Genomic DNA, 18,270 nt, shown 5'->3' with positions numbered 1-18,270 from the left:
ATGCCGGTCACCCCGCAAACGAATGTTTCGCTTACGGAGATTTCCGCGGTTTTGAAATCGCGCGATGATTATGTGATCTGCGGGCATGTGAGTCCTGACGGCGATTGTTTGGGCTCGCAGCTCGCCTTGGCGGGAATCTTGAAGCGCCTCGGAAAGCGGGTGACGTGCGTTTTGGCGAAACCCGAGAAGCCCGATGTTCGTCTCTCCTTCCTTCCTGGGCTTGCCGATATGGTCTACGCACGCGACTTCATGGGGGAGGTCGGGACGTTCGTGGCCGTCGATGTCCCGAACCGCGAGCGGATCGGCGATGCATCGCGCCTGCTCGACGAGGCGGAATATTCGATCGCTATCGATCATCACGCGTATCCCGAGACGATGAGCACCCTTACCTATTGCAATCCCTCGATGGCGGCAACATCGATGCTCATCTGGGAACTCTCGAAATGCATGCGCGTCGACAACTCGGGCGACATCGCTCTGTGCGCCTACACCGGTCTCGTTACCGATACGGGGCGCTTCCAGTACCAAAACGCTGACTCGCGCGCATTCGCATCGGCTTCCGAGATGATCACCGCCGGCGTTGATGCTTCTTTCGTTTCGCGTGAGGTTTATCAGAATCGTAGCGAGGCGTCGGTGCTTCTTGAGGCCTGCTCAATCAAGCACATGAAGCTCTTCTGCAGCGGGCAGGCGGCGATAAGCTATGTCACGCGTCGCGACTTCGAGAAATGCCATGCGGTGAAGGCAGATGCCGAGGCGCTCATCGACACGCTTCGCTCCATCGCGGGCGTACGCGTTGCTTGCATGCTGCGCGAGCAGGGTGACTCGATTCGCGGGAGCTTCCGCGCGAAGGACGACACCGACGTTGCGGCCATCGCTGCCAGCTTCGGCGGCGGCGGGCACAAGGCTGCAGCAGGTTTTTCCATCGAGGGTCCTATCGAGGGCGCCCTTGTCAGAGTCGAGAAGGCTATCGAACAGGCTCTCAAGTAAACTCGTTATAAAGTGAGGATGAGGATTTTTGGTGAAATGCGCATTGACGCCGGGCACGTTCGACCCGATTACGGTGGGACATCTCGATGTCATCACTCGCGCGTCGCAGCTTGTCGACGAAGTCATTGTTGCCGTTGCCGAGTCGGTGAAGAAAAAACCGCTGTTCACCCTTGAGGAACGCGTCGCGCTTGCGGAGGAGGCAACCCGCGAACTCGACAATGTTCGCGTCGTGCCCTTCGACGGTTTGCTCGTCGACTTCGCGCATGAGGTCGGAGCGACGGCGGTCGTCAAGGGTTTGCGAGCAATCACGGACTTCGAGTACGAGTTCCAGATGACGGCGATAAACTACCAGCTCGACTGCAACCTGGAAACGCTCTTCATCATGTCGACCCCGCAGCATATGTACCTCTCTTCGTCGGTGGTGCGGGAAATCGCCTCCATGGGCGGCGACATCAAAGAGTTCGTGCCGTCCTGTGTCGAGCGTGCGCTCCGAGAGAAGTTTGGGAACTAATCGAGCTGAGTTCTTGTTCAGAATCGTACTTCCTTTCGGGGTGCTTTCGATCAGGGGCTTTCGAGTTATGAAGTGAAAAGTGGGAAAGCGGGATCACCCCCGCTTTCTTGTTGTATTGAAGGGATATTCGTGGCTGCTAAGAGGGGACAATCGGGCCTTTCGCTCATCGTGGGGGTGGACAAACCCTCGGGTATGAGCTCGCACGACGTGGTTAATCGGGTTCGCCGTATCTTCGGGGAGCGTCGTGTCGGTCATACAGGGACGCTCGATCCTTTGGCGTCGGGCGTGCTCTGCGTTTGCGTAGGGCCGGCGACGAGGCTTGACAATTACATGGTCGGGCATGACAAGCACTATCGTGTTCGAATCGCCTTCGGGGTCGGCACCGACACCGACGATGTCGACGGCGAGCCCGTTAAGTTCGGCTCGGTGCCGAGCGGTGCTTTCGAGGAGCCGTTCGCGCTAGAGACTCTTGCGCGCTTCGTCGGACCCCAAAAGCAGCTTCCCCCTGCGTACTCCGCTGTCAAAGTTGGCGGCGTGAAGGCCTGTGATGCCGCGCGAAAGGGCAGAATAATCGAGTTGATGCCTCGCGATATAGAAGTGTACTCGGCGAAGCTTGCTGCGATCGTTCCTGGTGATGGAGACGTGCCCGTTTTTTGGGACGTCGACTTCCATGTCTCGAAGGGTACCTATATTCGAGCGCTTGCTCGCGATATTGGCGTCTCGATAGGTTGCCCCGCCCATGTGGCCGCGCTCCGACGGACGAGCGCGGGCCTTCTGACGCTCGATGACTGCGTGAGCCTCGACGTGCTTGAGCGCATGGGCGTCGATGCTTCGCTTGACCCAGTGAAACTCCTCGGCTTCCGCTTCGCCTTTCTCGATGAGGCGGGTGCGCGTTTGGTGGCGAATGGTAATCAGCTGCCCGCATCGACGGTTGAGCTTTGCGAGCGCCGCCATGCAAGTGCCGCGAGCGAGTTGTGCGCCTGCACGGCCGGCGTGCGACAGAGTTGCTCTGCACCCGAAGACGGCGAACGGATCGCGGTAATCGTCGACAACAAGCTTGTGGGCATATATGCTTACGAGGAGCAACGGCAGCGCTACAATGCATGTTGCATCTTCCAGACAGGAGTGAGACGTGGCGGAGATATTTAACGTTGACGAGTCGTTCGACCGAAATCGGTTCGACGGTGCGTGCTGTGCATTCGGTGTGTTCGACGGTGTCCATAAGGGTCACCAAGCGCTTCTCTCGTGCGCGATAGAGGATGCTGCGATGCGGGGAAGCGCCTCATTCGTGCTTACCTTCGACACCGATCCCGACGAGATGTTTCGCCCGAACGAGTTGAAAAAGCTTATGACTAATGGGGATCGCATTCAAGCGCTTGCCGCGTCGGGGGTCGATTTCGTCGCGGTTTTGCCTTTCACGCGCGAGTTCGCGTCCTTGCCTCCCGAGCAGTTCCTTGCGTGGACCTTTGGGGAACATTCGCCTGCGAGCATTCATGTTGGTTGCGGATTCCGCTTCGGGTCTCGTGCGAAGGGCACCGAGGAAACGCTTGCTGCGTGGGGTTCTCGCAATATGTGCGATGTCACCGCGCATGAGCTTCTCTGCCTCGAGGGGGCTCCGGTAAGCGCGACGCGCATCAGGGGGCTTCTTTCCGAGGGCGCCGTCGAAGAAGCTGCAAGGCTTCTCGGTAAGTCTTGGAAGGTGCGCGGCACGGTCGTGTCGGGTCGCGGCGAGGGTGCTCAGATGGGCATTCGCACCGCCAACCTCCGCATTCCCGATAACCTTCGCTCCATCGGTGACGGCGTCTATGCGGCTTACGTCATCGTCGACGGAAAGCGCTACAAGGCTGCGGTCAACATGGGCGTTGCGGCGACGTTTGCCGATCGCACGACTTCGAATTGCGAGGCTCATCTTCTCGACTTCGATGGAGATATCTACGGTCATGAGATTGAGCTCGAGTTCATCGCGTGGCTGCGCCCGATGCGCGCCTTCGACGATGTCGACGAATTGATCACCGCTATCATGTCGAATATTGAATGGGTTCGCGAGCATCTTTGATCTGGTTTTCGAATTTACCTATTTGACCTCGATAAATCCCCTTGTCATGCAAATACATGACAAGGGGATTTTCTTGTCATGCGACAAAATCATTGGTTTGCGTGATGGCCAAGAGGCCCTTCCCGTCGCATAGTCGTGTCAACACGTTGGCAAGGCAATGCAAAAGGAGCATCGCAATGAAAATTCTCGGTATGGGAACCCCGGAACTTCTTATCATCCTCGTCGTCGTCCTGTTGATCTTCGGGCCGAAGAACCTCCCGAAGCTCGGCAGCGCGATCGGCAAGTCGGTGAAGGGCCTGCGCGAGGGCCTCGGGTCGGGCAAGAAGGCCGAAGAGGCGAGCGATGAGGCGGAGGTCGCCGAGAACCTCGTGGAATCCGAGGCGGACTCCGAAGAGCAGGAGGCACCGAAGACCACGAAGAAGCGTGTGGTGAAAAAGGTCGCTGCTGCCGAATAGCGAACCACCCAACGAACCTAACCTTCCCTTGGGCGCATGGACATCCGCTATGCGCCCTTTCTGATTTCATGGCGGGGTATTATCGAGGCTCCGTGCTTTACAATAGTGTCCGAAAAGATGGCCGTTCGACCGAAGGGAAGTTAGCGTGATCCAAGGTTCAAGCGACGCGAGGCGCGCTCGTTTTGCCATTCTGGGCTTCGCATCCTTCCAGGCCTGCGTCATCTCGCTTCTCTATATGGGATCTAACTGCTCTTTCTCCCTTGGGAATCTCGAACTGGAGCGCGGAGAGCTCCTGTTTCCCCTGCTGTTCATGGTCTGCACGCTCGTCGCTTGCGCTTTTGCGCCGAATTCGGCCCGCGCGCGCCTGACTTCTGCTCCCGTCGTCATCGTCAGCTCGCTGCTCATGGTGGCGGGCTCGCTCGCCGAGCAGCTGCTCGGCACCCACGATGGAACGCTTCTTGCCCTCGAAGGCCTGCTTGTGGGCGCTCCGTGCGGCATCGTATTCGCCGCCTGGGGCCGTGCGCTCGGAGGTTTCGAAATCGAGCAGTCCGTGCCCTGCGCCCTTATCGGGTCTGCGCTCGGCGCCGCTGTCTGCTTTCTCTTGGGCTCGGAGGCCCTTCCCCCTGAAGCTGAGCTCCTTATTGACGTCTTGCCTCTTTTGTCCCTCGCGTTTCTGCTCGCGATGCAGCGAATCGGCACCTCTCCGTCCAAACCTAAAGATGCGTCTATTAAGCCTGGTGCGCCGAAGAAGAACCGCTTCACGAGGCGCCTTCTTCTGGGAACGCTGCTCTTCGGCCTGGCCACGGGCATCATGCAGACGTACGGATCCGACCCTGGAATGGACGCGACGCCGACGCTTCCCGTTACGCTTGTGCTCTTCATCCTGTTCTGCCTTGCTGCTCTGCAGCTCTTTGGAGGCGAGGGGGCCAAGCCCGCCTTGAAGGACGCGCCCCGCCCAGAAGGCGGAATGCTCGCCGTTATCTCGCGCGGCGTCGCCTTCGTCCAGGGCAGCGACGCAGGCCCGCTTGGCGGCACCTATCGGCTCTCGGTGCTTTTGCTCATGGGCGGCTTCCTTTTCGTGGAGGTCCTCGGCGACATCGGCGTGCCCGGTGAGGCAGTCGCCATGTCGGGCTTTCTCTCGCTCATCGTCGTTTTGGTTTCGCTTTTCCTCGTCATGGGCAAAATCGACGGGGGAGACGCCGCGGCCACGTTCGGGCGGGGATTCGCCGCGCTCTTTCTCGGCGAGTTCATGGGGCTTGTCGTCGGTAACTTCTTCGACGTCGCGTTTTTCGGAAGCGCGGCCTCTCATCTCATGTGCGCCCTTGCCGGATTGTGCGCCCTGATCGCTTATCTCTACCTGTTCACCGAGCGCGACTTCTCGGCGCTCTCCCAAGTCGCCATCACCCTCGACCGCTTCGACGCCACGTGCCGCAAAATCAGCAAGCAGGCAGGTCTTTCCCCCCGCGAGGCTGAGGTCTTGCCCCTTGCCCTCAAAGGCCGCACTGGCGAGCGCATCGCGAGTGAGCTTTGCATCTCGAAAAGCACGGTTGACACGCATTTGCGCCGCATCTATGCCAAATGCGGGGTCCACAACCGCCAAGAGCTTATCGACTTTGCGGAAAGCCATAGTTAACTTTTTGTGAATTCTTGTCATTCTTTGTTACACGCAGTTTACAATCCTTTTTGCTTGTTATCTTGGGCGAACTATACAGCAACCCAAAACCAGAAAGGATTCCATCATGAAGAAGAAGACGTTCAACTCCCTGCTCGTTGGCGCTGGCTTTCTTGCCGGCACGGTCGGCGTGAAGGCGCTCACCTCTAAGACCGCCAGGAAGTGCTACGTGCAGGGCGTCGCTAAGGGCTTGCAGGTGAAGCAGGGCTATCAGAACATCGTCGAAGAGGCGAAGGCCCAGGTCGACGACATTGTCGCCGAGGCGAACTACATCAACCTTGCCGAATCCGAGAAGGCCGAAGCCGCCAAGGACGAGCAGTAAAGAAGCCGCTCGATGAAATACACGATAGAGCATGAGATACCCGGGCGGATTCGTGTTCGGCTCTACGGTCGCGTGCCCGAAGCGGACGTCGATGCGCTCGAGTCGCTCATGACGGCATGTCCCTGCGTGTCGTCGGTCAACGTCTATCCGCGCATCGGGTCGCTCTCGGTCACTTTTGCAGGTGGGGATAAGGCGCGCGCTGCCGTCCTTTCCGCGATGGACGCCGTCGACGCGAAGTCCATCGAGAAGGCGAAGCTCGCGTGCCCGACGGCGCTTTCGGTCAGGACGCATTCCCTGCTGATGGACATCGCGCTGCTCGTCGGCTCCCACTTCGCACGGAAATGGTTCCTTCCTGCGCCCTTGCGCGCCATTCATACGATCTGGCATTATCGCCTCTTCCTGAAAGCGGCCGTGAACTCGCTTCTGAATGCGCGGCTCGATGTGCCCGTCCTCGATGCGGCGGCCATCGGCATCTCGTTCGTGATGGGGGACTTCGCGACGGCGTCGTCAACGATGTTCTTGCTCGATTTGGGCGAGACGCTGGAAGACTACACGCGTGCGCGCTCGGAGAACCAGCTGATCTACTCCCTGCTCGATGCGCCTGAGAACGCGCAGCTCGTCTGCGGCGACCAGGAGACGACCGTCCCAACTGCCAATCTGAAGGAGGGCGATCTTATCGCCGTGCGCACCGGCATGCCGGTAAGCGTCGACGGCGTGGTCGAGCGCGGTGTTGCCATGGTGAACCAGTCGACCCTGACCGGCGAGCCGCTTGCCGTCGAGCGCACGGTGGGAGACGACGTCTTCGCGGGCACCGCGTGCGAAGACGGCGAGATTTTCGTCCGCGTCAAGGCGGCGACGGGCGAGACGAAACTTCGATCCATCGTCTCGTTGGTCGAGATGTCCCAGAGCATGAAAGCCGACGCCCAGACCAAGCGCGAGCGGCTGGCCGACCGCATCGTGCCGTGGAACTTCCTGCTCGCGGGCATTGTCGCGCTCACTACGCGCAGCCTCGTGAAAACCTCTGCTGCGCTTATGGTTGACTACTCGTGTGCGCTCAAGCTCACGGGGTCGATCTCGGTTCTGTCCGCCATGAGCCAGGCTGCCAAGGCGGGCTTCACGGTGAAGGGGTCGAAGCATTTCGAGGCATTCGCCCAGGCCGACACCATCGTCTTCGACAAGACCGGCACGCTCACCGAGGCGCAGCCCCAGGTGAAATGCGTCATCGCACTCGATGGGTGGAATCGAACCCAGGTACTTCGCTTCGCGGCGTGCCTGGAAGAGCACTTCCCGCATCCCGTTGCGCGCGCCGTCGTCCGCGCCGCAGCCGAGAAGAACCTCAAGCATCGCGAACGCCATGCTGCTGTGGAATACATCGTAGCGCACGGCATCGCAAGCTCGATCGACGGCAAGCGGGCGGTCATCGGGTCGAGGCACTTCGTCGTCGAGGACGAGAAGGTCGTCGTCACCGACGAGGATCAGCGCAAAATCGACGCCGAGGCGAGCGACCTCTCGACGCTCTATCTCGCCGTCGACGGCGAGCTCGTGGGCGTCATCGGCATCGACGACCCCTTGAAGGCCGGCGTCTCGGAGGCGATCGAGAGCCTGCGCGACCTCGGCTTCGAGCGAATCATCATGCTGACGGGCGACAACGAGAAGACGGCCGCCCGCATCGCACAGGCGGCTGGCATCACCGAATTCCGCGCCGACCTGCTCCCCGAGGACAAGCACGGCTTCGTGGAAGAGCTCAAGGCCGAGGGCCGCAAGGTGGTCATGGTGGGGGACGGGGTGAACGATTCTCCCGCACTTTCCGCGGCCACGGTCGGCGTTGCCATGGGGCAGGGCACCGCAATCGCCAAGGAGGTCGCCGACATCACGCTCTCGGAGGGCGAACTGCATTCGCTCGTCCAGATGCGCATGCTCTCACGTGGCCTCATGGGCCGCATGGACACCTCGTTTGCGCAGACCATTGCCTTCAACTCGGCGCTTTTGGCGCTCGGCATCGGCGGTATCATCACGCCGCAGACCTCGTCGCTTCTGCACAACGCATCGACGATCGCGCTCAGCATGCACAGCTCGCGTGCGTACAATCTCTAGAGCTTCGGCTTTGTGCCCTTCCCATCGCGAGATGGCTCGGGTATCGTAGACGAGGGCGGGAACCCGCAAAGGGCCCCGCCCTCGTTTTGCTTTCGACGAAAGGACGGCATGAAAGTCACGATCTACACCGACGGCTCTTCCCGTGGAAATCCCGGCCCTGGCGGCTATGGCGCCGTGCTGCAGTTCGTCGACTCGACGGGCAAGCTGCACGAGCGCGAGCTCTCGCAGGGGTATGCCACCACGACGAACAACCGCATGGAGCTGCTCGGGGTGATCGTCGCGCTCGAGGCGCTCAAGCGCCCGTGCACCGTCGAGGTCCATTCGGACTCGCAGTATGTGGTGAACGCCTTCAACCAGCATTGGGTCGAGGGCTGGCTTAAACGCGGTTGGAAGAACGCGAAGAAGGAGCCCGTCAAAAACTCCGACCTCTGGAAGCGCCTGCTCGAGGCGAAAAAGCCGCACGACGTGACCTTCGTATGGGTGAAGGGCCATGCAGGCCATCCCGAAAACGAGCGCTGCGATGCGCTTGCGACCGCCGCAGCCGACGGCGCCAACCTTCTCGAAGATACCGGTTTTACTAGTTAGCGCAGGTCGGCGCAATAGCCGCGCAGCTGAACCCGGTTTGCGCGCTCGGGAAACAGGTGCGCGTAGAGCGCCATGAAGTAGCTGTCCGTCATGGAAGCGATGTAGTCGACCACAATCTGGTTCGGCTCCGTTGAGCCCACGTAGCGCTCGCGCGTGATCGAGCGCGACTTCCTCGCGAGATAATCGATATGGTGCCTGAATATCGCGGACTCCTCGCGCCCTTCGGTCAAATCGCCGAGAAGCTTCTCATAGACCTCCTCGAACATCTCCCCGACGGTGATACCGTCGCTTGCGGCGAGGCCTTCCTTGTTGTAGATGATCTCGTAGTTTTGGCGTTTCGCGCGCTTGAGGTCGTTAAACATCGCCTCGCTCATGGCGATGCGGTCCTTGCCGTAGCTTTCGTTCACGATGTCGGCGGTGAGGTTGTTGATGATCTGCGCGTTCGCCTTGCCCATCACCGTGGACTCGAACTCGTCGAGCGAGGCGAGCGCGCCCATGTCCATCGCGTCTTGGCGGTCCTTGCCCACATATGCGATCATGTCGGCCACGCGCACGACGCAGCCCTCGAGCGTGGAGGGGCGCAGCGTGGAGATGACCTGCTCGTCGGCTGTGCACTCCTCGACAAGCGCGTCGAGCGCCTCGAACGTTCCCACATCCCCGCGCTTGAGCTCCTGCTGGGCGAACTCGCCGTTGTGGCAGAGCACACCGTCGAGCGTTTGCAGGCTCACGTTGCGGCGATAGAGCTGGTCGAGCACGCGCACGGAATGGACGTTGTGGTTGAAATAGCGATCGGTGCGCTCGTGGTAGCAACGGGACAAGAACCGCTCGCCCGCATGCCCGAAGGGCGTGTGCCCCAAATCGTGCCCGAGCGCGATGGCCTCGATGAGGTCGCAGTTCAGCCCGAGCAGCCGCCCGATTCCCCGTGCGACGCGGCTTACCAGCTGCACGTGCAGGCCGCGGCGGCAGATGTCGTCGTTCTCGACGAAGGAGAACACCTGCGTCTTGCCTGCATACCGGTTATAGGCGGGCATGTTCACGATCTTCTCGATGTCGCGCGCGAACGCGGGCCGTGCGATCGTCGCTGTGTCGTGCGGGTTCGGCTCGCGCCTGGCCACGTCCTCGTCGCGAAAGCGGTAGGGGCTCATCCGCCCCGCCGCGCGGTCGGCGAGAATCTCCGCCTCGATTGCCGGGTCGATCGTCAGGTAGGGTATGGAATCCTTCGACATGGTTGCCTTCCTTCTCGCGGCGGGTGCGACCCTGCCGCGAAGACGAGCGCTCGACGCGCTTTCCTTGTTTGCCGCCATTGTAGCAGTGACGCGCGTGTTCGGCTCAGGTTGTAGGCGCACTGCGCATTTGGCCGTGCTCGCGGGGCGGGCGTTCGTCGGTCGTGCTACCATATCCCATTGTTTAGCAAGCACCGTATACCAGCTGAGGGGAAGCGCCAATGCCGTGGGTTTTGATCATATTGATCGTCGTCGTCGCAATCGGCCTGTTCGGGTTTTTGTCGTCTAAGGTCGACGAGCTCTCCGGAATCGGCCGCGAGCATGCCGCAGGGTCGTTCCGCTGGCCGCACGGCAGGGTCGTCCGCACGCGTATCCTTTCTGCGGAAAAGGAGCATGAACGCGGCGAAATCGCGAAGAAGGTGCTGCTCCCGTGCATCGTCATCGCAGCCATCTGCGCGGTATTCACCATGTTCGGGCCAATCGTCTCCTACGGCAACGTGCTTACCGTGGTATCGCTTCTCGCATCGCTTGTCATCGCGACCCTCGTCTGCGGGAAAAACGATGCCGGCCGCGCGTTCTGCTACGCGGTGGTGGGCCTTGGCATCGCCTGCACCGTTCTCATCCTGATCACGAGCGCCTACGTGTCGGTTTCCACCGCCGAAGTGAACGCTTTCACGGCCATCTTCGGGGCCGTGGGCGCCTCGGTGGGGGCTGCGATCCTTCCCGCGCGCGTCACCTTCGCCCGCGAGTTCGCCGACGAGACCGTCGGTTGCGTGCGCCTCTCCCAGCGCACGGCGGCGGCTGCGCTTCTGCTCGATCTGCAGGATAAGGAATGGGAAGTCCCCGAGCACGTGAGGGAGCAGGCGAAGCGCCTCGAGAAGCGAAGCAAGCCCGCCCCTGCGGCCGCTTCCGATCCTGCCCAGCGAAAAGATGAAGAGTAGGCGGGGCATCCTATGCCCGGCGGGCGCATAACCGATGAGGACATCCAGAAAGTTCGCGACGCGAGCGACATCGTCGCCGTGTTCAGCGAGCGCGTTCCCGTGAAGCAGCGCGGCCGCGACTTCTGGTGCTGCTGTCCCTTCCATAACGAGAAATCGCCTTCGTGCAAGATCGATCCGGCGCTGCAGTTGTGGCACTGCTTCGGCTGCGGCGAGGGCGGGGATGTGTTCGCGTTCATCATGAAGGCGGAAGACCTTTCGTTTCCCGAGGCGGTCCATAGGCTCGCCGAGCGCGCGCATATCGACATCGTCGAGGTTGGCGGTAAGCCTGCGGCACCCGCGAGCAAGAAGGCGCGCCTGAAAGACATCTGCAAGGCGACCGCCGAGTTCTACCATCTCCAGCTCATGCGCTTGAAGTCGCCCGAGGCGGCGGCCGCGCGCGAGTACCTTTCGGGGCGCGACTTGGGCGGCAAGGTCCCAAACGATTGGAACTTGGGGTTCGCCCCCGGGCGCGGTGTGCTCACGCGCCATCTTTCCTCGAAGGGCTTCAAGGCCGACGAGATGGTCGAGGCGAACGTGTGCAGCCGCGATTCCCAGGGCAAGCTGCGCGACCGTTTCTACAACCGCATCATGTTCCCCATAAACGACGTGGCGGGCAACTGCATCGCGTTCGGCGGGCGCGTCGTCGGGAAGGGGGAGCCGAAATACCTCAACTCCCAGGAGACGCCGCTGTTCCACAAGTCGCAGGTGCTCTACGGCCTTGACAAGGCGAAAGTCGCCATGGCATCGAGCGGCGTCGCCATCGTGTGCGAAGGCTACACCGACGTCATCGCGCTTCACGAAGGGGGAGTGCGCAACGCGGTGGCCACGCTCGGCACGGCGCTCACCATGCGCCACATCCGTATTCTCGGCCGTCATGCGCAAAAGAAGATTGTCTATCTCTTCGACGGTGACGCCGCAGGTCAGAAGGCGGCCGACCGCGCGCTGGAGTTCATCGACTCCTCGATGACGCCCGAGGCGGGCAAAACGAGGATCGAGCTGTGCGCCGTCACCCTGCCCGATAACCTCGACCCCGCCGAGTACATGGCCTCGCACACTGCCGTCGAGCTTGAGGAGCTCATCGAGCACGCGCAGCCGCTTTTGAAGTACGGTATCGATCGTCGCCTTGCCGCGCACGACCTCTCGAGCGCAGAGGGCAGGTCCGCCGCGCTCGCATCGGCGCTCTCGGTGCTCGCCCCCATCAAAGACTCCCTGCTCGCGAAGGACTACGCCATCCAAATAGCCGGGCGTACCCGCGCTCGCGAGGAGGATGTGCTCGAGGCGCTCTCGAAGCTTGCGCCCCCTGCGCGCTACGGCGAAGCAGCAGATGAGGAAGCGGCGACTCAAGCCCCCGTTCCCGTCCAAGCGTCGCAGCGTCGGGCGCTTTCGAAGACCGAGCTCAACCGCCTGCGGCTCGAACGTGAGCTTCTCAGCGTGCTCGCGAAAAACCCGCTTGTTGCGCTTGCCCATGCGGACGTGCTCGCGCAGACCAAGTGGCACGACCCGCTGCATTCCGCCATCGCGTCGAGCATTCTCGACACGCTCATGTCCGATCCTGCCGCAAGCGCTGCGGCGATCGTGTCGAACGCGGCTGCCGTCGATGGCCGTGCTGGGCGTGTTCTCACTGCGGGGGGAAACTCCACCGAGACGGCGTCCCCCGAAGAGGTCGCACGCTTCCTCGCCGAAGAACTTGCCATCGGCGATGCCGAGGACGCGATCGAGGAGCTCCGCAGTCAGCTTGCCGACGAGTCGCTTAAAGGGACCGAGGAATACGACTTTCTTTTCCAGGCCACGACGGCGCTTCAAAAGGAGCTGCTCGAGAAGCGCCTTGCCCACAAGCCCGTCGCGCACGAAGGCCGTCTGTAGTATGCAACCAGTTGCAAAACCGCGTAAAGTCTTGTGTGCGGTGCGCCGATGCGGAAATACGCTCTGGTATAATTAGGCATGCTTGTGAATAAGGAGGTGCACCAATGTCTCATATGGTTCTTTGGCTCGTCGTGGCCGCCGTCATGGCCCTTATCGAGGCCTTCTCGTTCGGCCTCATCACGATGTGGTTCGTCGTCGGCGCGCTCGTTGCTTTCGTCGCCGATCTGCTCGGTGCAACGTTCGTCGTGCAGATTGTCCTGTTCCTTGTGGTCTCGGTGCTCTGCCTCATTCTCCTTCGTCCCGTCGTCGTGAAGCACCGCAACCGCGGTCACTCGGCTGAGCCTACGCTCGTCGGCGAGCGCGGCGTCGTGTGCGAGACGATCGACAACGACGGGCTGACGGGCAGGATCGAGCTTTCCGACCATATGACCTGGTCGGCTCGCTCCGCTACGGGGGAGGTCCTTCCTGTGGGCACGCGCGTCGAGGTCGTTGCCCAGGAGTCCATCAAGCTCATCGTCAAACCCTGTGAACCGGAAGCGTAAACCGTCCGCTATCGAAAGGAAACGCTATGCCACTGCTCACCTTCCTCATCGTGCTCGTCGTCATCGTGGTGGTCTTGGCCGTCACCTGCGTGAAAATCGTTCCGCAGGCTGAAGCCGCCATCGTCGAGCGTCTGGGATCGTATCTCACCACCTGGAACAACGGCCTCCACATCAAGGTCCCCTTCATCGACCATGTGCGCATGGGGATCTCGCTCAAGGAGCAGGTCTTCGATTTCCCGCCGCAGCCGGTCATCACGAAGGACAACGTCACGATCTCGATCGACACGGTCGTCTTCTTCAAGATTCTCGACCCGAAGCTCTTTTGCTACGGCGTGGAGAACCCCATCGTCGCTATTGAGAACCTCTCCGCGACCACGATCCGCAACATCATCGGCGAGCTCGACCTCGACACGACGCTCGTTTCCCGCGACACCATCAACGCGAAGATGCGCTCCATCCTCGATGAGGCAACCGACGCGTGGGGCATCAAGGTCAACCGCGTCGAAGTGAAGAACATCACGCCGCCCGCCGCCATCCAGCAGGCGATGGAGAAGCAGATGAAGGCCGAGCGAGAGAAGCGCGAGGCGGTGCTTTTGGCAGAGGGCCAGAAGCAGAGCGCCATCACGGTTGCCGAGGGCGAGAAGCAGGCGCAGATCCTCTCCGCCGAAGCCGAGAAGCAGGCGATCATCCTCGCTGCGGAAGCTGAGAAGGAAAAGCAGATCCGTGAGGCGGAAGGCGAGGCCGAGGCAATTCGCAACGTCCAGCGCGCAACCGCAGAGGGCATCGCGATGGTGCGTGAGGCGGGCGCCGACAACGCCGTTTTGACGCTTCAGGCATACGAGGCCCTGAAGTGCGTTGCGAACGGTCGTGCAACCAAGCTCATCATCCCCTCCGATATCCAGGGAATCGCCGGTCTCGCGGCGTCGATCAAGGAAATCGTGACCGACGACCCGAACGCCCCGAAGCAAAGCGAGACACCGAACGCGTAGCGCGTTTTGGGCCCCACGCGGGCCCGCATCCCGTAGATTTGTGTTCGTTTCCCGCTCAACCTGGCACTTCGGGTGGACAGGCGCGGGTGTGCTTGCCACAATGTCGCAAGCGAAAAAGTCGGGCGCGCTCTATCTGCGCGCCCGCATGTCAATCGAATAAAGGACGTGTTGCCAGTGGTCAGTATCGTTATTGCCCCCGACCCGCTTCTTCGCCAGGTGTGCGAGCCGTGCACGCCAGGCGACCACAGCTTGAAGAAGCTCGCCAAGCAGATGGCGCGAGCTATGTACAACAACAACGGTTGCGGAATCGCAGCTCCGCAGGTCGGCGTGACGAAGCGCCTGGTCGTCATCGATGTTGACGACTCCAATGAGCAAAACCCCATCGTTTTGGTCAACCCCGAGATCATGGAGCTTAAAGGCGAGCCCGAAACGCAGGGCGAAGGCTGCCTTTCTTGCCCTGGCATCACTGTTCCTGTTTCACGCAAGCCCTGGGCCCGCGTTCGCTACTACGACCTCGACGGAGAGTTGTGGGAAATCGAAGGCGATGGCCTTCTTGGGCGCTGCCTTCAGCATGAGATCGATCACTTGAATGGGCGCACGCTTTTCGAGTCGTGCGACCCCCTGACGCGCATCCGCGCGCTCGAAGCCTATGACGAGGCGCGCAAGAAGGGCGCCAAGCCGGGCGACACCTCCATCGAGGTGGATTGAATGCGCATCGTCTTCATGGGCACGCCGAGCTTCGCGGCAACCATCCTTGAGGATCTCTCGCAGCACTACAACGTCGTCGCCGCCTACACGCGCCCCGATGCGGTTCGCGGACGGGGCAAAAAGCTCGTCGCGTCCCCGGTGAAGGAAACGGCGATAAGCCTCGGCATTCCCGTCGAGCAGCCGACGACCTTCAAAGACCCCGAGGCCATCGCTACGCTTGAGCAGTATCGGCCCGACTTCATCATCGTTGCGGCATACGGCATGATCCTGCCCGTCGAAGTTCTCGAGTGCCCTACGTATCATTGCCTGAACGTGCACGCCTCGCTTCTGCCCCGCTGGAGGGGCGCGGCTCCTATCGAGCATGCGATCCTCGCCGACGACGAGGAGACGGGCGTGTGCATCATGCGCATGGAGGAAGGCCTCGACACCGGCCCCTTCTGCGTATGCCGGACGCTCGACGTGGGGGAGAAAACGCTTCCCGTGCTCGCCGACGAACTCGCGAACCTGGGCTCGCATGCCCTTTTGACGGCGATCATGCAGATTATGCGCGGGCAGGAGCGTTGGGTCGTGCAGAAGGAGTCCGACGCCACCTACGCTCATAAGATTGAGAAGGGCGAGCTCGATTTGGACCCGGCACTCGGCGTCGACCTGCTTGTTCGTCGCGTCCGCGCAGCGAGCGCGGGTCATCCGAGCAAATGCTTGGTGCTCGGCAAGGGCGCGACGATCATCGACGCATGCCGCGCCGATTACGACGAGCAGGGAAAGGCTGCGGCAAGCGGGCTTGGTGCGGGGCAGGTGCGCTTCGCCTCGAAGCGGCTTCTGCTTGGGTGTGCCGACGGCGCTCTCGAGGTCTTCCGCTTGAAACCAGATGGAAAGAAAGAAATGGATGCCCAGGCATTCGCGGCAGGAGCTGCGGCGCTTCATGGGCACGACGGAGAATGGACGGCACAACATGCCTGATGGCAACAACCAGCATAACGAAGAACATCGCGGCAACGGCGGCGCGAAGCGCCAGGGATCGCAAGATCGTCGCGGCCGCTCGAACTCAGGTTCCTACGGTTCGAAGGGAAACGGCGACCGCAGGGGCTCTTATAAGGGCTCGCGCGACGGCGGAAAAGGCGGCAAGGGCGGCTATGGCAAGCGCGACTCGCGCGGCGGTTCCTCCCGCGATGGCGAGCATCGTTCCCGCAAGCCCTTCGACAACGAGCGCTCCGATGACCGCAAATCCTACGGTAAGCGCGGCGATGACCGTCGCTCGGGAGGCAAGTCCTTCTCGAAGCAGGGGGACGGCAATCGCAAGCCCTACGGCAAGCGAGACGACAACCGAAAGCCTTACGGCAAGCGGGATGACGATCGCAGGCGCGACGGCGAGCGCAAATTCGAAAAGCGCGAAGGCGATCGCAAGCCTTACGGCAAGCGCGATGATAACCGCACATTCGAGAAGCGCGACGGCGAGCGTAAGCCCTTCAATAAGCACGATGGCGACCGCAAGCCCTTCGAAAAGCGCGAAGGCGCAGCGCGCGATTTCGACCGCGCTCCTCGCGGCGACGCCCCCTTCAAGAAAGATCGTGCCGACGATCGCGGCTTCTCGCGCAAAGACGCAGGCGAGCATCGCGGCTTCGAACGCCGCGGGCCGTGGCGTCCCAACGAGCAGAATGCTGCCCTCGCCGAGGGTCGCGAGCCGCGGGAAGGCGTCTATCGCGGCGAGCTCGAGCTTGACGAGAACGGCGAGCTCAAGTACCGCAATCGTCCCAAGGGCGGTGAGCGCCGCGGTGCGAAGCACTCCTTCGGCGACAAGCCCCGCACGAGCGGCGTCGTCCACAAGGATTCCGAGCGCAGCGCCTCCCCAGCTCGCCAGGCAGCTCTGCGCGTGACGTCGATCGTCCGTGAGCGCGATGCCTTCGCTCAGGAGCTTATCCACAAGTACATCGATTCCTCCCGCATGTCCCGCGAGGACCGCGCGTTCGCAACGCGTCTCACGCTCGGCGTGGTGAGCTCGTACGGCACGCTCGACGACGTCATCAACCGCTGCCTCGACCGTGTAAGCGACATCGACGACGACGTGCGCGACGCGCTGCGCATCTCGACCTACGAGATTATCTTCCTGAAGAAGGAGCCGCATGCCGCGGTAAGCCAGGGCGTCGAGCTGGTGAAGACGATCGCGCCGAAGGCATCCGGCCTGGCGAACGCCGTTTTGCGTCGCATCGCCGACAAGGCGCACAAGTTCCCCTTCGGCGACCCCCGCACCGACATCGAGGCGTTCGCGCGCCTGCATGCCTTCCCCGAGTGGCTCGCCAAGCGGGCGTTGCTCGACTTGGGCCCCGAAGCCACGCGCGATTACCTCGCGGGGTCGAATGAACCGGCGCCCCTGTTCGTCGCGATCAACGCGGCGAAGGCGGACGAGGCCGAGGTCGTCGAGACGATCGTGGCGGCCCATGGCGATCCGGTGGCCGTGTCGGTCAACGGCGAGGACATCCCCGGGTGCTATTGCCTCTCCGAGGGGCGCGTGCTCTTCGACGGGCGCGTCCGCCATATGATCCAGACCGGCCAGCTCCTCGTCTCCGACGCGTCGTCCCAGCAGATCGCGCGCCTTGTGCTTCCCGAGGAAAAGCCCGCGTCGCTTCTTGAGGTCGGCGCCGGCCGCGGGACGAAGACCGTCCTCATCCAAAGCGACGCTCAGCGCCGCTACGGCTCGCAGATCGAGGAGTACGTGACCGTCGACAACCTGGAGTTCAAGACGAACATCACCGCCGAGCGCGCGGAGGAATACGGCATCCATGTCTCCGAATCGATCACCGGCGACGCGACGGCGCTCGATGACGTGGTGGGCGAGCGTGCCTTCGACGTCGTGTTCATCGATGCCCCGTGCTCGGGCCTGGGCACGTTGCGCCGCCACCCGGAAATCCGCTGGCGCTTGAACCCCGAGAAGATCGACGAGTTTGCAAAGACTGGCTTGGCGCTCCTGAAGTCCGCCTCGACCCATGTCGCCCCGGGCGGCAGTATCGTCTTTTCCACGTGCACCATCACGCGCGCCGAGAACATCGATGTCGTGAAGGCGTTCCTCGCAAGCGACGAGGGCAGCTCGTTCGCCTTGGCGCCGATCGGCGGGGCGCCGTGCTTCAACCCCGCGCTCAAGCCGGGCTCGCCCGATGCCCACTTCGCCGTGCGACTTGTGAAGGCGACGGAATAAAATAATCCCCCAATTGCGGGGGCCTGCCTGAAACGGCGGCTATCCATATGACGGTTAGCCGCCGTTTGCATATCAAACTACTTCCATTTCGCA

Annotated in this window: 17 protein-coding genes; 16 read left to right on the top strand and 1 reads right to left on the bottom strand. The window is 61.9% G+C overall.

Features of this window, described 5'->3' with window-relative positions; genetic code table 11:
* From Q0G18_RS01510 to rnhA, 9 genes are all read left to right on the top strand, one after another.
* Positions 1-987, top strand: a complete 987-nt coding sequence (locus Q0G18_RS01510) for a bifunctional oligoribonuclease/PAP phosphatase NrnA (protein ID WP_297148865.1) — start codon at positions 1-3, stop codon at positions 985-987.
* A 31-nt stretch (positions 988-1,018) separates the two neighbouring features.
* Positions 1,019-1,498, top strand: coding sequence for a pantetheine-phosphate adenylyltransferase (gene coaD / locus Q0G18_RS01505; RefSeq protein WP_297148863.1), 480 nt, complete (start codon positions 1,019-1,021; stop codon positions 1,496-1,498).
* A 129-nt stretch (positions 1,499-1,627) separates the two neighbouring features.
* Entirely contained in the window at positions 1,628-2,647 is a 1,020-nt protein-coding gene (truB, locus tag Q0G18_RS01500) for a tRNA pseudouridine(55) synthase TruB (RefSeq protein WP_297148860.1), read from the top strand.
* A complete protein-coding gene (gene ribF / locus Q0G18_RS01495; protein WP_297148858.1) occupies positions 2,631-3,554 on the top strand; it encodes a riboflavin biosynthesis protein RibF in 924 nt (307 codons plus the stop codon). Before truB ends, ribF begins: the two co-directional genes overlap by 17 nt.
* A 176-nt stretch (positions 3,555-3,730) precedes the next feature.
* Positions 3,731-4,009 carry a twin-arginine translocase TatA/TatE family subunit gene (locus Q0G18_RS01490; RefSeq protein ID WP_296058959.1) on the top strand — a complete coding sequence of 93 codons (279 nt, stop codon included), beginning with the start codon at positions 3,731-3,733 and terminating at the stop codon, positions 4,007-4,009.
* 145 nt (positions 4,010-4,154) lie between these two features.
* Complete coding sequence (locus Q0G18_RS01485; RefSeq protein ID WP_297148855.1) at positions 4,155-5,642, top strand: helix-turn-helix transcriptional regulator; 1,488 nt, start codon at positions 4,155-4,157, stop codon at positions 5,640-5,642.
* Positions 5,643-5,748: 106 nt separating this feature from the next.
* Positions 5,749-6,003, top strand: coding sequence for a DUF6110 family protein (locus Q0G18_RS01480; protein ID WP_276996562.1), 255 nt, complete (start codon positions 5,749-5,751; stop codon positions 6,001-6,003).
* A 12-nt stretch (positions 6,004-6,015) separates the two neighbouring features.
* Positions 6,016-8,097 (top strand): heavy metal translocating P-type ATPase, encoded by a 2,082-nt coding sequence (locus tag Q0G18_RS01475; protein ID WP_297148853.1) that lies wholly within the window; start codon positions 6,016-6,018, stop codon positions 8,095-8,097.
* A gap of 108 nt (positions 8,098-8,205) precedes the next feature.
* The gene (rnhA, locus tag Q0G18_RS01470) at positions 8,206-8,682 is read left to right on the top strand and encodes a ribonuclease HI (protein WP_297148851.1); all 477 of its coding nucleotides are present in this window, start codon (positions 8,206-8,208) and stop codon (positions 8,680-8,682) included.
* Here rnhA and Q0G18_RS01465 read toward each other — a convergent pair.
* Positions 8,679-9,908 carry an HD domain-containing protein gene (locus Q0G18_RS01465; protein ID WP_297148849.1) on the bottom strand — a complete coding sequence of 410 codons (1,230 nt, stop codon included), beginning with the start codon at positions 9,906-9,908 and terminating at the stop codon, positions 8,679-8,681. The two genes, rnhA and Q0G18_RS01465, sit on opposite strands and share 4 nt — an antisense overlap.
* Positions 9,909-10,126: 218 nt before the next feature.
* On the opposite strand from Q0G18_RS01465, the gene Q0G18_RS01460 reads away from it, so the two are divergent.
* The 7 genes from Q0G18_RS01460 (at position 10,127) to Q0G18_RS01430 (ending at position 18,177) form a co-directional block, all read left to right on the top strand.
* Positions 10,127-10,846, top strand: coding sequence for a hypothetical protein (locus tag Q0G18_RS01460; RefSeq protein WP_297148847.1), 720 nt, complete (start codon positions 10,127-10,129; stop codon positions 10,844-10,846).
* Between the two features lie 12 nt (positions 10,847-10,858).
* Positions 10,859-12,748 carry a DNA primase gene (gene dnaG, locus Q0G18_RS01455; protein ID WP_297148845.1) on the top strand — a complete coding sequence of 630 codons (1,890 nt, stop codon included), beginning with the start codon at positions 10,859-10,861 and terminating at the stop codon, positions 12,746-12,748.
* Positions 12,749-12,852: 104 nt separating this feature from the next.
* Positions 12,853-13,290, top strand: a complete 438-nt coding sequence (locus Q0G18_RS01450) for an NfeD family protein (RefSeq protein WP_297148843.1) — start codon at positions 12,853-12,855, stop codon at positions 13,288-13,290.
* Positions 13,291-13,316: 26 nt separating this feature from the next.
* Positions 13,317-14,279, top strand: coding sequence for a stomatin-like protein (locus tag Q0G18_RS01445; protein WP_158048483.1), 963 nt, complete (start codon positions 13,317-13,319; stop codon positions 14,277-14,279).
* A gap of 165 nt (positions 14,280-14,444) precedes the next feature.
* A complete protein-coding gene (gene def, locus Q0G18_RS01440) occupies positions 14,445-14,987 on the top strand; it encodes a peptide deformylase (RefSeq protein ID WP_297148840.1) in 543 nt (180 codons plus the stop codon).
* Positions 14,988-15,947, top strand: coding sequence for a methionyl-tRNA formyltransferase (gene fmt, locus Q0G18_RS01435; RefSeq protein WP_297148838.1), 960 nt, complete (start codon positions 14,988-14,990; stop codon positions 15,945-15,947).
* Positions 15,874-18,177, top strand: coding sequence for a transcription antitermination factor NusB (locus Q0G18_RS01430; protein ID WP_297148835.1), 2,304 nt, complete (start codon positions 15,874-15,876; stop codon positions 18,175-18,177). Before fmt ends, Q0G18_RS01430 begins: the two co-directional genes overlap by 74 nt.
* Positions 18,178-18,270: the final 93 nt, after the last annotated feature.

Source organism: uncultured Ellagibacter sp. (genome assembly GCF_934636505.1).
GTDB lineage: Bacteria > Actinomycetota > Coriobacteriia > Coriobacteriales > Eggerthellaceae > Ellagibacter.
This window is presented reverse-complemented; position numbering and strand designations above follow the sequence as displayed.

Excerpts from the sequence above, each read along its gene's own strand:
- Q0G18_RS01510 (WP_297148865.1), top strand. The coding sequence starts at position 1 with ATGCCGGTCACCCCGCAAACGAATGTTTCGCTTACGGAGATTTCCGCG.
- Q0G18_RS01490 (WP_296058959.1), top strand. The coding sequence starts at position 3,731 with ATGAAAATTCTCGGTATGGGAACCCCGGAACTTCTTATCATCCTCGTC.
- Q0G18_RS01480 (WP_276996562.1), top strand. The coding sequence starts at position 5,749 with ATGAAGAAGAAGACGTTCAACTCCCTGCTCGTTGGCGCTGGCTTTCTT.
- Q0G18_RS01475 (WP_297148853.1), top strand. The coding sequence starts at position 6,016 with ATGAAATACACGATAGAGCATGAGATACCCGGGCGGATTCGTGTTCGG.
- rnhA (WP_297148851.1), top strand. The coding sequence starts at position 8,206 with ATGAAAGTCACGATCTACACCGACGGCTCTTCCCGTGGAAATCCCGGC.
- Q0G18_RS01465 (WP_297148849.1), bottom strand. The coding sequence starts at position 9,908 with ATGTCGAAGGATTCCATACCCTACCTGACGATCGACCCGGCAATCGAG.
- Q0G18_RS01460 (WP_297148847.1), top strand. The coding sequence starts at position 10,127 with ATGCCGTGGGTTTTGATCATATTGATCGTCGTCGTCGCAATCGGCCTG.
- dnaG (WP_297148845.1), top strand. The coding sequence starts at position 10,859 with ATGCCCGGCGGGCGCATAACCGATGAGGACATCCAGAAAGTTCGCGAC.
- Q0G18_RS01450 (WP_297148843.1), top strand. The coding sequence starts at position 12,853 with ATGTCTCATATGGTTCTTTGGCTCGTCGTGGCCGCCGTCATGGCCCTT.
- Q0G18_RS01445 (WP_158048483.1), top strand. The coding sequence starts at position 13,317 with ATGCCACTGCTCACCTTCCTCATCGTGCTCGTCGTCATCGTGGTGGTC.
- fmt (WP_297148838.1), top strand. The coding sequence starts at position 14,988 with ATGCGCATCGTCTTCATGGGCACGCCGAGCTTCGCGGCAACCATCCTT.
- Q0G18_RS01430 (WP_297148835.1), top strand. The coding sequence starts at position 15,874 with ATGCCCAGGCATTCGCGGCAGGAGCTGCGGCGCTTCATGGGCACGACG.